Annotated in this window: 12 protein-coding genes and 4 pseudogenes; 7 read left to right on the top strand and 9 right to left on the bottom strand. The window is 67.4% G+C overall.

The genetic code is table 11. The features are described 5' to 3' along the window. Positions 1 to 255 precede the first annotated feature (255 nt). The 3 genes and pseudogenes from Q2K19_RS33470 to Q2K19_RS33480 form a co-directional block, all read left to right on the top strand. A pseudogene (locus Q2K19_RS33470) lies at positions 256 to 378 on the top strand (hypothetical protein); the annotation flags it as partial. A 158-nt stretch (positions 379 to 536) separates the two neighbouring features. Further along, a pseudogene (locus Q2K19_RS33475) lies at positions 537 to 632 on the top strand (hypothetical protein); the annotation flags it as partial. Between the two features lie 74 nt (positions 633 to 706). Continuing rightward, positions 707 to 952, top strand: coding sequence for an exo-alpha-sialidase (locus tag Q2K19_RS33480; RefSeq protein ID WP_368046164.1), 246 nt, complete (start codon positions 707 to 709; stop codon positions 950 to 952). Here the strand turns inward: Q2K19_RS33480 and Q2K19_RS32010 are convergent. Beyond that, positions 924 to 1,514, bottom strand: a complete 591-nt coding sequence (locus tag Q2K19_RS32010; RefSeq protein ID WP_302766075.1) for a TetR/AcrR family transcriptional regulator — start codon at positions 1,512 to 1,514, stop codon at positions 924 to 926. The genes Q2K19_RS33480 and Q2K19_RS32010 overlap by 29 nt on opposite strands. Positions 1,515 to 1,669: 155 nt before the next feature. Between Q2K19_RS32010 and Q2K19_RS32015 the strand changes: the two genes are divergently transcribed. Then, a complete protein-coding gene (locus tag Q2K19_RS32015) occupies positions 1,670 to 2,599 on the top strand; it encodes an alpha/beta hydrolase family protein (protein WP_302766077.1) in 930 nt (309 codons plus the stop codon). 149 nt (positions 2,600 to 2,748) lie between these two features. Further along, positions 2,749 to 2,997 (top strand): hypothetical protein, encoded by a 249-nt coding sequence (locus Q2K19_RS32020; protein ID WP_302766079.1) that lies wholly within the window; start codon positions 2,749 to 2,751, stop codon positions 2,995 to 2,997. Positions 2,998 to 3,272: 275 nt separating this feature from the next. Here Q2K19_RS32020 and Q2K19_RS32025 read toward each other — a convergent pair whose 3' ends face one another. From Q2K19_RS32025 to Q2K19_RS32050, 6 genes and pseudogenes are all read right to left on the bottom strand, one after another. Beyond that, positions 3,273 to 3,716: a C39 family peptidase gene (locus Q2K19_RS32025; RefSeq protein ID WP_302766081.1), complete on the bottom strand. Its 444-nt coding sequence runs from the start codon at positions 3,714 to 3,716 to the stop codon at positions 3,273 to 3,275. A 235-nt stretch (positions 3,717 to 3,951) separates the two neighbouring features. Beyond that, positions 3,952 to 4,869: an NADP-dependent oxidoreductase gene (locus Q2K19_RS32030; protein WP_302766083.1), complete on the bottom strand. Its 918-nt coding sequence runs from the start codon at positions 4,867 to 4,869 to the stop codon at positions 3,952 to 3,954. Positions 4,870 to 5,060: 191 nt separating this feature from the next. Then, positions 5,061 to 5,500 (bottom strand): annotated as a pseudogene (locus Q2K19_RS32035) (DinB family protein); the annotation flags it as partial. 136 nt (positions 5,501 to 5,636) lie between these two features. After that, positions 5,637 to 6,032 (bottom strand): MmcQ/YjbR family DNA-binding protein, encoded by a 396-nt coding sequence (locus Q2K19_RS32040; RefSeq protein WP_302766085.1) that lies wholly within the window; start codon positions 6,030 to 6,032, stop codon positions 5,637 to 5,639. A 120-nt stretch (positions 6,033 to 6,152) separates the two neighbouring features. Beyond that, positions 6,153 to 6,803, bottom strand: coding sequence for a nitroreductase family protein (locus Q2K19_RS32045; RefSeq protein WP_302766087.1), 651 nt, complete (start codon positions 6,801 to 6,803; stop codon positions 6,153 to 6,155). A gap of 42 nt (positions 6,804 to 6,845) precedes the next feature. Further along, a complete protein-coding gene (locus tag Q2K19_RS32050) occupies positions 6,846 to 7,388 on the bottom strand; it encodes a carboxymuconolactone decarboxylase family protein (RefSeq protein ID WP_302766090.1) in 543 nt (180 codons plus the stop codon). A gap of 262 nt (positions 7,389 to 7,650) precedes the next feature. Between Q2K19_RS32050 and Q2K19_RS32055 the strand changes: the two genes are divergently transcribed. Then, positions 7,651 to 8,295: a TetR/AcrR family transcriptional regulator gene (locus tag Q2K19_RS32055; RefSeq protein ID WP_302766092.1), complete on the top strand. Its 645-nt coding sequence runs from the start codon at positions 7,651 to 7,653 to the stop codon at positions 8,293 to 8,295. On the opposite strand, the gene Q2K19_RS32060 is transcribed toward Q2K19_RS32055, so the two are convergent. Then, positions 8,221 to 8,847 carry a hypothetical protein gene (locus tag Q2K19_RS32060; RefSeq protein ID WP_302766094.1) on the bottom strand — a complete coding sequence of 209 codons (627 nt, stop codon included), beginning with the start codon at positions 8,845 to 8,847 and terminating at the stop codon, positions 8,221 to 8,223. The two genes, Q2K19_RS32055 and Q2K19_RS32060, sit on opposite strands and share 75 nt — an antisense overlap. Here Q2K19_RS32060 and Q2K19_RS33485 point away from each other — a divergent pair. Next, positions 8,804 to 9,176 (top strand): annotated as a pseudogene (locus Q2K19_RS33485) (site-specific integrase); the annotation flags it as partial. The gene Q2K19_RS32060 and the pseudogene Q2K19_RS33485 overlap by 44 nt on opposite strands. Positions 9,177 to 9,674: 498 nt before the next feature. On the opposite strand, the gene Q2K19_RS32065 reads toward Q2K19_RS33485, so the two are convergent. Continuing rightward, a complete protein-coding gene (locus tag Q2K19_RS32065; protein ID WP_302766096.1) occupies positions 9,675 to 11,156 on the bottom strand; it encodes a hypothetical protein in 1,482 nt (493 codons plus the stop codon). Between the last annotated feature and the right edge of the window lie 5 nt (positions 11,157 to 11,161).

The following is an 11,161-nucleotide window of genomic DNA, read 5'->3' on the forward strand; positions in this document are numbered from 1 at the left end:
TCGCATCCCTCCAAAAGGCACCCAACGGCGACCTCCTTTACTCTTTTACGCTGGCACCCGCGAGAAGGCCACTGACGTAGCCCCATATATGAGCCGCCTGTCGGTGGGGTCGAAAACATGGACAGAGCCACGTGTCATCTTCGACGAGCCCGATCAGCCGGACGGCAACGCCGTGCTTTGGGCGGACGATAATGCTACGTACCTGTTCTTTTCCACGATTCGGGGGATGAGTGGACTGAAGTCGACCTACGGCTGATCCGCTCGTACGACAACGGCGCTACCTGGTCGGCGCCCGAACAGATCCGCCTGGAGTGGGGCTGGCTCTTCGGCACACCGCCGTTTCGGATGTCCAACGGCGAGGTAATCGTGCCCATTTACAGCGAAGCGCGCTGGGCGGCCGGGTGGCACATCCCCAGCGACAACTACTCCACCTGGGTGCCTACCCCGTCCGGCAACGACGCAGACTGGCCCCGCTCGCCTAACGGGCGATCCAGCCGGCCACGGTCGAGCTCGACCCTGGACATCTGCTGGCCTATCTGCGTACCCGGGACGGGGCCATCTACCAGACCGAATCGTTCGATTACGGCCGTCATTGGACGCCCGCGGAACCGACGCAGTTGCCGAACAACAACGCGCGCGTTGCGTTGCTCAAGCTCGACAACGGTGACCTCGTCCTGGCCTACAACCCATCACCACTGGTAGGAACATCCTTCGCCTCTCCCTCTCGACCGACCAGGGCAAGACGTGGACGAACCACGTCGACGTCGAATCCGAACCCGGCGCAGATTTCTCCTACCCCTACTTGCGGCAGACAGGCGACGGCATGATCCACCTCGCCTACACCCGCCCGCAATGCGGCTATGGGCGTACGCAGGCACGGTTCGCGCTGCCGGCATGCGACGTGCGGAACTCGCGGTTGTTCCTCACCAGTGGAGGCGTAGTCCTGCGATGAGGAGTCCGACCATCCGGCGCGCGTCGTAGCGCGGGTCGCGGCCCGCGCCGATGCAGAGATTGCCGACGCCGCGCATCAGTTCGTAGGCCTCCACGTCGGGGCGAATCTCGCCCGCCGTGGCGGCGGCGTCGAGCAACCGGGTGCACACGGGGACGAGGCGGTTGAGGAAGTAGGCGTGGAGGGTCTCGAAGGTGGCATCGTCGGACTGCAGCGCCTCGGCGAGGCCGTGCTTGGTGACCAGGAAGTCGACGAAGAGGTCGATCCATCGGGCCAGGGCGGTGTGCGGGGTGCCGCTGGTCCTCAGCAGGGCCGGACCGGCCTCGGCGCAGGCCTCGACCTGATGCCGGTAGACGGCGACGATGAGATCAGCTCGCGTCGGGAAGTGGCGGTAGATCGTGCCGACGCCGACGCCGGCTCTGGCGGCAATGTCGCGTACCGGCACATTGACGCCGGATGCGAGGAAAGCTGCGCCGGCCGCGTCGAGCAGGCTCTGCTCGTTGCGCCGGGCGTCGGCCCGTTTCCGTGATGCTGACGCCCCTGATCCGCTGTCGGTGTCGGGCACTGCGTCGTTACCTCCGTCACATCCCTTGGTAAACGGAACAGTGCTCCGTATCGTCTTAATGGAACACGGTTCCGCTTGTTCATGATGTCACGGCAGGCGACCCATCTCCAAACCGCGCAACACCAACTCGGTTCACCCCTCAAGGAGAAACACCCATGCCCCACCTCGATGAAGGCGCCGGCGGCCCCACCCCGGTCGTCTCGGTCAGTCCAGTGGTGCTGCCCGCTCCAGGCCGTGGCGAGGACCTGCAGGTGCGAGTGTCCGCCCCCACGACCGGGCACGAACTACCCATCATCGTCTTCTCGCACGGCTTCGGCTGGTCGATGAACGGCTACGCCCCGCTGGTCGACTTCTGGGCAGCCCGCGGGTTCGTGGTGGTTCAGCCCACACACCTCGACTCCAGGACGCTGAACATCACGCCTGACGATCCTCGTTACCCCGAGATCTGGCGTTTCCGCGTCGCGGACCTCAGGCGCATACTCGACCAGCTCGACCTCATCGACGCCGCCGTACCCGGGCTCAGCGGCCGCCTCGATCGAAGCCGCATCGCCGCGGCCGGCCACTCCTGGGGCGGCCAGACGGCGAGTATGCTGCTGGGCGCGCGAGTCCTCGATGCCGACGGCGTCCCCGGCGAGGACATGTCCGACTCGCGGGTCAAGGTGGCTGTACTGCTGTCCACGACCGGCACGGGCGGAGCCGACCTGAGCCCGTTCGCCGCCGAGCACTTCCCCTTCATGAGCCCGAGCTTCGCCGACATGACCACGCCAGCCCTCGTGATCGCGGGCGACAAGGACCAGTCCCCCCTGACGGTCCGGGGGCCGGACTGGTTCACCGACTCGTACCACTTGAGCCCCGGTCCCAAGAGCCTGCTCACCCTGTTCGAGGCAGAACACTCCCTTGGCGGAATCCCCGGCTACACCGTCACGGAAACGACCGACGAGAACCCCGAACGCGTCGCCTGGATCCAGCGGCTCACATGGGCCTACCTGCGCAGCGCGCTCTACCCCGGAGACGTCAGTTGGGCCGCGGCGAGCGCCGAGTTGACCAACAGCACCGGTCCACTGGGCCGAATCGAATCCAAGTAAAGCTCTCAGAAGCGCACTGTGCGCGTCCTTCACCGGCTCGACGCCGGTGAGGGGGCGCGCAGTCGATTTCTGACGGGTCTGCTCACCCCGCCGGGCGTCGGCTCGCTTCGGCGGGGCAAGCTCGCCCCGCTCGTTCATCGATCGTGGCGATGCCCCGGGCCTACGCCGTCGAGGAGACCCGCGGCCTGATGAAGTTCGTGATCGACGCCCAAACAGACGAGATTCTCGGCGCCGCCCTGCTGAGCGTCGACGCGCAGGAACTGATCAACACGGTCGCACTCGCCATGCGGCACGGGATCAAGGCAGCCGAACTCCGCGACGCCGTCTACACCCACCCGAGCTCGACCGAAGCGTTCAACGACGTACTCGCCACCATCGTGCGAGTCGACGAACCGTAGGACACACCTGTCGGCTCAGTCTCCAGGTGTTTGAACAACGAGGAGCGGCCTGCACTGCAGCCGCCCCAGTAGGGCTCAGACGGCGACGCGTGGGCCGTCAACGGGCAGGATCGCGCCGGGTATGAGGCTTGCCCGGTGGGTGGCTAGGGAAATGATCAGAGGAGCGGATCAAGGAGGCGGCCGGGTCCGCCGAACTGTCGTACGACGGATCCGTGCCTACCGTGCTCCTAGATAGGGCACACTCCGCGAGTAGCACTCTCGGCGGCGTGGTGCGGTCAGGCGGAGTAGCCGCGGGTGGCGACCCAGTTGGCCATGTCGATCGTGCTCATCCAGTAGGTGTTGGAGCCGTACATGCCGGAGGCGTCGGCGACCTTCACGGCAGGCCCGTCGTCGCTGTAGCCGACGAGGGTGACGTAGTGGCCACCCAAGAAGTCGTGCCGGACGCCGCTGGCGTCGGTCGCGCCGCCGATGATGTTGGCCACCACGGCACGGCCGCTGCTGATCGCATACACGACGTCAGCCTGCAGTTGGTCCATCTGAGCGGGTGTGGCTTCCTGACCCGTGATTTCCGTCGTCTGGTACACGTCGGCGCCGATCGCGCCGTTGAGCATGCGGGTCGTGTCGAAGGCGGAATCCGTGCCGTGGACCGTGGTGCCCAGCCCGCTGGCGGGTTTCTCCTGGCTGACGTCGATGCCGGCGGCAGTCAGGGCGTTGTGCACCGCGGCCGGGCCGCAGTAGTAGAAGTTGATCTGATACTCGAACGAGGTGTCCAGGATCTTCTCGGATGGGGCCGCCGGAGCCGCAGGTGGAGCGGTGGCCGTGTCCGGGTCGGGCGCGGCCGTGGCTGTGGCGGGCGCACTGAGCGGCCCCACTGACGTCGTCGGCGTCGGGTCGGGTGCCGATCTCGTCAGTGGGGCGTCAGCATGACTGCGCTGTTGGCCTATTCCAGGGCGCTCAGGGGCGGACGCGAATGACGGTCTTGCCCTTGCGCCGCTCGGTCGGGTTGAGCGCGGGGATGGCGTCGTCGAGAGTCGCGACTGTTCCGATGTGCGTGCGAAGGCGCCCGTCTCGCACCCGGTCGACGATCTCCACCAGCTGACTCGGAACGGACTCGACGACGAAGTCGACCGCCAAGGCGTCGACAGGGCGAGCCTCAACAGGTCCGACCACCGACACCAGCGTCCCGCCAGGCCGGATGATGCTCGCCGAACGCCTTTGGATATCACCGCCGATGACATCGAAGACCAGGTCGACCCCGCCGATGTCGTCGAGATCCTCGTGGTCGAGGTCGAGGAACTCGTTCGCGCCGAAATCGAGCGCTGCCTGGCGGTCCGCCGCCCGACCGGTACCGATGACGTAGGCGCCGAACTCCCGGGCGAGCTGCGTCACCACTGATCCGACGGCGCCGGCGGCGCCGTGTGCGAGGACGCTCTGCCCCGCCTGAAGACGACCGTGCTGGAACAGGCCCTGCCACGCGGTCAGGCCGGAGATCGGCAGACTCGCACCCACCGTGAAGTCGACGTTCCCCGGCAGCGGCGCAAGGTTGCGTGCCTCCACGGCCGCGTACTCAGCCAGCGTTCCATCGCGGTGCCAGTCCGTGATCCCGAACACCCGCTGTCCCAGCGAGAGTCCCGTGGTGCCGTAGCCGAGGGAGGAGACCACTCCGGCGAACTCGTGGCCGATGATCGCCTGGGCGCGATCGTGACCGGAGCGATCGACCCACGTCGAGGGCCACTCCCACTCCGCGGGGACGAAGCCCGACGCGTGGACTTCAACGACGACGTCGTTGATCGCCGGCGTCGGCTCAGGCCGCTCCGCGAGTGTGATCCCGGCTGCTTCCGCGGCCTGATCCATCGCGACGATTGCCTTCATGGGTGCCTCCGTATGTCTCGTGCTCGTCGGCTCTGTGCGCCGCTTTTTGGGCCTGCTAGCCCTGCAGGTGCCGACAATGATGTCCGCCCTGGTCACGGCCGGTTTGACCACGACGACAAAGATCTTGCCCTCATCAACGTGCCCAGGCAGGCCACGCGGGAAGCCCTGCGGAAGCTCGGCGAGAGCCTCGATCAATCCTGCCAGCGGTAGAGGTCGCGCAGCAGGGAAATCTCGGCGCCGTGATGGATCAGCTCCCTGTTGACGTGCAGGACGATGCCCTCCATGGGAAACCGCTCGGGACCCACCGTGGGCGGATTCTCCAGGTCAGCGTCCGATAGCTCGCGGACCCCCGCGTTCCATCTCCCATACATCTCATCGAGCTGTTTTAGCGCCTCGTCAGGTGTCCCCGCGTAGGCGAATGTCTGGGAGTCGACGTCCTGGCCGCCGAAGTGCCATCCGACCCGATTGCCAGGCAGGAGACGATGATGTGCGCCAGCCGCCAGGCAATCGTGGTCACCGGCGCCGGCACCGGGTCAGGGGACGCGGAGTCCATCGTCCATTCCCCCGAACCTGCCGACATCGGTGCGGCCGACGTGCCACGTGGGCGGATGTTCCAGCAGCCGCGTCGAGGACGTGTGCCTCGATGAGGACGCCGACGGTGAGGTCCTCGTCGTTGCGGCCCGGCCACGCAGGGGCGCCATGCGCCGGTGCGGGCGCTGCTCGGATGAGGGGCAACAGCGCTCTGTGCGCGGTCGGCGTCAGCGTGATCAGTCGGCGGAGGGCGGGACGCGGAACGAAGCGGGATCGACGGGACGGCTCTGCTTCGGCAGGCCGGCGACGACGAGGAGGTACGACTCGGTCACGAGATTGTCGACAAGCGCGGGCTCGACGTCCGCACCCGCCCGCACCGTGATCCAGTGCTTCTTGTTCATGTGGTAGCCGGGCGAGATGCTCGCGTGAGCTGCGCGGAGCGCCTCCGCGTCGGATGGATCCGCTTTCAGGATCACGACGGGCTCGCCGGGCATGGACGTCTGCAGCATGAACACCTTGCCGCCGACTTTCCATACCTCCCAGTCGCCGGTGAACTGGTGTGTGTGCTCGGAGCCGGGAAGCTCGGCGGCGCGGGCCGCGGCTCGATCCTGCACTGCCTTATCAATCTGCATCTTGACCTCCTCGAAGTCCTTAGGGTCGCTTGCCTTGCGTCCGTCGAGGAGGTGCGGACGCCCGGCAACCGAGTCGAAGTGAACGGGGCCGGCACCGCGGTCCGATGGCCGCCCCGTCCGTCACATGTGCGTGAAGATCTTCTCCGCGTCGAACCGCGAGACCGGCTGGCGGGAGACCCGAGCCTCGTCGGGGTAGCCGAGCACCAGAAGCAGCGTGGTCGTGTAGTCGGTGTCGGTCAGGTCGAAGGCCGCGTCCACGGTCGTGCGGTCGAAGCCCTCGAGCGGCGTCGCGTCCACCCCGAGGGATGCCGCGGCCATCATCGTGGCGCCGACGACGAGGTAGGTGTTCTTCTCAAGCCAGTGGAGCACGTCCCCGCCATAGTTCTCCGTCTGGATCTCCACGAAGTTGGAGGCGCCCGCCTCCCATCCCTTCTGGATCTCCGGGTCGGCGAAGCGCCCGTCGGCGCGCTCCTTCTCGAAGATCTCCTGCAGGTGCGTGTCGGGGATGTCCTTGCGCGTTGTGAAGACGATGGCGTGCGACGCGTTGCGCACCTTCTCCGCGTTGTCCGCGAAGCGGCCGACCAGTGCGTCCGCGAGCTTGTCCTTGCCATCCTGCGTCTCCAGCACGTGGAAACGGTTCGGCTGGATGTTGATCGTCGTCGGCGAGGTGCGCAGGTAACGCAGCAGCTGCTGGAACGTCTCCTCCGGGATCCTCTTGCTCGGGTCGAAGTAGCGGGTGAGGTGCTTCGTGATCAGCTTGTCGAGATTCAACGTCGTGCTTTCTTTCGTTTGAACGGCGGGTGGAGAGGAAAGTCAGGCCGACTGGTGGTCGGCGCCGGGGACGTCGACGACGGTGTCGCTGACGTTGTTGAGGTAGTTCGTGAGCAGGGTGACGACCACGATCGTGACGATCGCCTGGATCTCCGGGTCGATATACCCGACCTCGCGGATCGCTGCGAGGTCCTCGTCGCTGACCTGGCCACGCGTCTCGATCACGTGCTGCGCGAACTTCGCGACGGCGGCGCGCTTCGGGTCGCTGGACGTGCCCGTGCGGGCGAGCTCAATCTCCTCCGCCGACATACCGCCGAGGTTCGACGAGATGAAACCGTGGAGTGCCTGGCAGTAGCGGCAGCCGTTCGACTGAGAGACCGCGAGGGCGATCGTGTGGCGCGTCTTCGCGTCCAGGAGCTTCGCGATGCTGCCCTGCAGGCCCATCACGATCTCGAGCACGGTCGGGTTCGCGGCGAGCGTGGTGAACATGCTGGGCGCGAAGCCGAACTGCTTCGCGATGGCGTCGAGGGCGCCCTGCGTCTTCGCGTCGATGTCGGCGGGCGTGGGAGCGGTCAGGCGAGACATGGTGATGAACCTCCGCGTGACGTTACTGGACTATTTCGTCCACTCGCTTGAGTGAACACCATCAAAAATGGGTTGTCAAGCCCAGTTCGTGTTATGTCGATGACATGCAGGTGAGCAGCGGGGGTGTCGGCGGGCGCGGGAGCGGTCAGGCGAGACACGATGATCAACCTCCGCGTGCCGCCGCCGGACTGTGTGGTCCACTCGCTTGAGTGAACACCATCGAAAATGGGTTGCCAAGCCCATTTTGTGTTAGGTTGACTACATGCAGGCGAACAACGGGGCGGATGCAGCCCAGAAGCTCACTCCCAAGGGCCAGGCCACGCGCGAGCGAATACTGGAGCACGCGGCCGCGTTGATCTACGCCAAAGGGGTCCACGCAACCAACAACGAGCTCGTCCGCCGCGCTGCAGGCGTGAGTGGATCGCAGCTGAGTCACTACTTCCCCACCAAGGAGAGCCTCGTCCTGGCGGTCATCGACTGGCATGCCGACAGCGTCCTCGGCTTCCATCGCAGCGAACGGTTTGCCAACTTCGACACCGTCGAGGCGTTCCAGGACTGGACGGACTTCTACGTCCTCTCGGGGCGCCCGTTCGAGGACGGCTGCAGCCTCGGCTCGCTCGCGAGCGAGATCGTCAAGACCGATCTCGACGTGCACGACCGGCTCGCGGAGGTGTTCGCGCAGTGGCGCGAGATCTTCCGCGTCGGGCTCGATCGCATGCGGCAACTCGGCCGCATCGACGCGTCCGCCGACCCCGCGCGGCTCGCCGACATGTTCCTCGCGGCGTATCAAGGCGGCATGCTCCTCGCTCAGGTCGCCCGGGACATCGGCCCCCTACAGGACGCGCTCTCTGCGGCGGTTGACCATCTGCGGACGTTCGTGACGTCTGACGACCAGCACATGGGCTGACGCGGCGCATCCGAGCCTCGGGTGTCGGAGCGCGGAAGAAGGTCTGGCGAGCTGGTAAGACGACCACGTCGGGCGACGCGAAAGGGCGTCCGGGTCAGCACCGTCCTGCCGTCGACCACCAGGGTCGAGGCGCCCCTCGTCGCCCTGCGGGTTCTGCAGGAAGATGTCGGTCAGCACAAAGACCCGACGGGAAGGCACGGTGTACCGGTCGGTGCCGATGGCGCCGGCCCCGGCGGTGACCGACAGCCGCCGGCTGGACGACTGCCCACCGTCGGGGATGGCCGGCACGCCCGGACGGACGGTGGGGGTCGGCGACGGGCTGGCCCCGGGCGCGACCGCGTCGACCGCCTGCTGGGCCTTGTCGTCCGCCTGCTGGGCTCGGGTGTCGGCGGCGCTGGCCTGCCGGGCCACCGGGGCGACCTGCTCCTGGGCAGCCTCCTCGGCCAGGGACTTCACGGTGGGACGCAGCAGCGCGTACCAGAGTCCGACGCCCACCAGCGCCAGCACCAGCAAGACCGAGGAGGCCGACGCTTCCCTGCCGCTGCCGGCCATCTGCGTCACCGCGCTGCGGCGCCGCTACCGCCAACAGGAAGCGGCCAGAGAGAAGGCCCGCGATGCGTGGCACGACACCGGCATGGCCTTCACGACCCGCTACGGGGCTACCGGTCGAGCCGCGGAACTTCAACCGCTCCTACGACAGCCGCATCGCCAGCGCCGGCGCCCCTAAGATCACCGTCCACGACGCCCGACGCATCTGCGGTTCCCTGCTGGTCGACCTGGACGTGCATCCGCGGATCGCGATGGCGATCCTGAGACACGCCGACTTCTCGATCACCATGGAGATCTACAGCCAGGTCTCGTCCAAGGCCACCCGAGAAGCCCCTGCGAGAGCCTCGACCAATGAGCCGTTGCTGTACTTCACTGCTGTACAAGATCAGAAACGGCCATCCGGAAGATCCCGAATGGCCTCTGACCTGCGTCGGGACGGCCGGATTCGAACCGACACCTTGACCCCCAGTAGTCCGGTGGCCCAGCGGCATGCTCACGCACGTTTGCCCAGGTCGCCTGAAGCATAAACCGGCCGAGTAAAGGAGTCGTCGCACCACTCCCCCGCCACCAGCGACTCCCCTGCCCTCAGCAGGCAGACGAGCAGCGCGTGACTTCCGCTGTCGCGGGAGTTCATGTCGGAGGGGCGATGGCGACCCGGTATCCATGACTCGGGGCGGTACCGGCCGACGATCCTGCTACGTGCGGAAAAGAGGTCGAGGCAGCCGGCCTCAGCCCAGCGTGATTGTCGCGGTCGCAGCTCGCGACCCGGAGGCTCGCCTGCTCGCCCTCAACTGGTGGACAGCACAGGGGCAGCATCAGGCTGACGGCTGTCAGGCGCGACCTTCAGTGCGGTGAGCATTGTCGTCTACCTCGCAGCCTCGGTTGGATTGCCATGATCCTGCGGTTGCGGTTGTAGCCGCAGCGTGCTGATAGGCGGCAGCGGTCAGCCAGGCCACCGCCAGGACGGTGGAGTCCTTCTGGTTCAAACGGCCGAACGCGTCGCGGCGACGCCGGTGGCCCGCGCGCCGTAGCTCCCGCAGCACGGACGCGGCTGTCGGCAGCTGGGCGTCCAGCAGCGCCCGCGCGTCCCGATCGACGTCCGGCATCAGGGCACTGCGGCCGGCGGCAACAACTCGTTGTAGGTGGTGGGCGAGGAGATGCAGCGGCGGTTGAGGTTGGTCGGCGCCCGGAGGCTCCGTGGTTGCGGTGCCGGGTAGGTCGGCGCGCTGCAGCTGGTCGATGCCAAGGTCAACATGTCCGCCGAAACGGTCCGGCAGCCAGGTCCCGGCAACGGCGAGACCGTGGACCTGGCGGGGTCCGTGGAAGCGTCCGATCATCCGTACCGGCATCCCGGTGGCGTGGGCGGCGAGCAGGCGCAGGTTCGCGACGTACGGAAGCACCGGATCATCGTGTGGGGCGAGAACGATGACTGGCCCCGGCAGTTGCGCCGTCTGCAGGAGTAGCCCTCGGCGGTCGGCGGTGAGGACACCGTCGAGGAAGGCGAGGTCGTGGCCGGCGGGCCGCTCGTGTTGGGCGAGGTCGAGAGCGTTCAGCCAGCGGGCGGCCTGTTCGGGGACCGGCTGCCGCCAGAGGGCGTCGGCTGGTTCCTCGTGCCAGCTGCGGCCTGTGGTTCGTACGGCCTGCACTGTCCTGCCGTGGCTGAGGTGCCGGTCGACGGACGCATGGGCGTTGACGGCGATGATCCCGGCGCGGCCCAACTCGCGGTGGCTGAGCGTCACGTCGCCGAGGTTGACGCTTGCGTGAGCGGCCTTGCGGGCTGTTTCGCCATCGCCGGGGCGTGCCTGCGCCAGGCTCCAGATGGTCGCATCGCCGTCGGTCAGGTAGCTGATCGCGCCGACGTGGCCGGTGGTGGTGCGCAGCGGCTCGGTGCACAGCCCGTACAGGTGCAGATCGCCGACCGGGCCGTAGCCGCGCCGGCTGGTGCCCCGGGCGGCTCGCTGGTCACCGATGCCTTCGCTCAGGAGGTGACAGACGGTCAGTGCCTCGCGCAGATCCTCGGTGAGGTCGGCCAGCCGGAATTCGGGGGTGCTCCGGCGGGCTGCGCGGAGTTGTTCAACCACTCTGGTCGCGGCTGTCGCCAGTCGGGGCAGTCCGATGGCGCGGGCCTGGTGGATGGCGCGGAGCAGGTCCGCCTGGGTCACCGCGCCGGCGCCTGCCACCCCGTGTTCGAGGATCTGCGCAGCGACGTCGCGTACCTGGGTGGCGGCGGCCTTCTCGTCGGCGGTGGTGGACGGGGCGGTGGGATCGGGCGGGTCGGCTTCGGTGGTCACGACGGCTTCGGTGGTGGCCACGTCCG

This window comes from Micromonospora sp. NBRC 110009 (genome assembly GCF_030518795.1).
Taxonomy (GTDB): Bacteria; Actinomycetota; Actinomycetes; order Mycobacteriales; family Micromonosporaceae; genus Micromonospora.

Coding starts and splice junctions, on each gene's coding strand:
- Q2K19_RS32015 (WP_302766077.1), top strand. CDS start 1,670: ATGCCCCACCTCGATGAAGGCGCCGGCGGCCCCACCCCGGTCGTCTCG.
- Q2K19_RS32020 (WP_302766079.1), top strand. CDS start 2,749: ATGCCCCGGGCCTACGCCGTCGAGGAGACCCGCGGCCTGATGAAGTTC.
- Q2K19_RS32030 (WP_302766083.1), bottom strand. CDS start 4,869: ATGAAGGCAATCGTCGCGATGGATCAGGCCGCGGAAGCAGCCGGGATC.
- Q2K19_RS32040 (WP_302766085.1), bottom strand. CDS start 6,032: ATGCAGATTGATAAGGCAGTGCAGGATCGAGCCGCGGCCCGCGCCGCC.
- Q2K19_RS32050 (WP_302766090.1), bottom strand. CDS start 7,388: ATGTCTCGCCTGACCGCTCCCACGCCCGCCGACATCGACGCGAAGACG.
- Q2K19_RS32055 (WP_302766092.1), top strand. CDS start 7,651: ATGCAGGCGAACAACGGGGCGGATGCAGCCCAGAAGCTCACTCCCAAG.
- Q2K19_RS32060 (WP_302766094.1), bottom strand. CDS start 8,847: ATGGCCGGCAGCGGCAGGGAAGCGTCGGCCTCCTCGGTCTTGCTGGTG.